Origin of the sequence: Bartonella sp. PS17NMGDW, assembly GCF_042193555.1 — a bacterium.
Taxonomy (GTDB): Bacteria; Pseudomonadota; Alphaproteobacteria; order Rhizobiales; family Rhizobiaceae; genus Bartonella; species Bartonella grahamii.
On the sequence record NZ_JBHILY010000087.1, the window covers coordinates 1 to 687 of the forward strand.

General features: G+C 41.5%; 1 pseudogene. It reads left to right on the forward strand.

The annotated features are described in order from the left end of the window. Nucleotides 1–358: 358 nt before the first annotated feature. Nucleotides 359–687 (forward strand): annotated as a pseudogene (locus ACFIJK_RS09425) (hypothetical protein); the annotation flags it as partial.

Below are 687 nucleotides of genomic sequence, written 5' to 3' on the forward strand. Positions count from 1 at the left end.
ATGTCAACACACTACTCACTTTAATTGTAATTTTTAAAGCAGATTATCACTTGCGCTTTGGTTTTTCCCAGAAAAAAGTCAATAAAATCAATACAAAAGGTACTTCCCAGCGGGTTGGGTCTGTTGCGGGGCGGACGAGCGCGAACTATCGCTAGCGACAGAATTTTCAAATTGACTGTACATTGTACACTTAACTCATTGATAAATAATGATTTTAGTGTGTACACTGTACAATATGTAAAATGTCTCCTTATCGCATTGAAGCCCGTTTTTCAGTTCGTGATGTAAAGCTTTCTTTCTTGGTACGCCGAAAGCCCCATTCCTCAAGATGAGAAAAAAATCAAGGCAAGGAGCAACTATGAATAAGAAAACGCGTAAGGGTCTATCGGTTCGTGCGTTTGCGAAGAAGATGGGTGTTTCACATAATGCGGTGGTTTCTCGGATAAAGACAGGTAAATTTGATGCGGCTCTTTTTGAAGATGGTTCTGTCAATGAAGCCCTTGCAACAGCTATCTGGAATGAGAATCCAACAAAGCGCCCTATCCCATTTTTAGCGCCTGATGGAAAGGTGCGGACAAAGATCAAACAAGCCTCCACAGATGGAGCCAACGAATACAAGATAAAACTGGAGCGAATGCAAGTTGCGCTAGCAAAAGAAAAGATTGCTCTGGAAAAGTTACGCGAAAC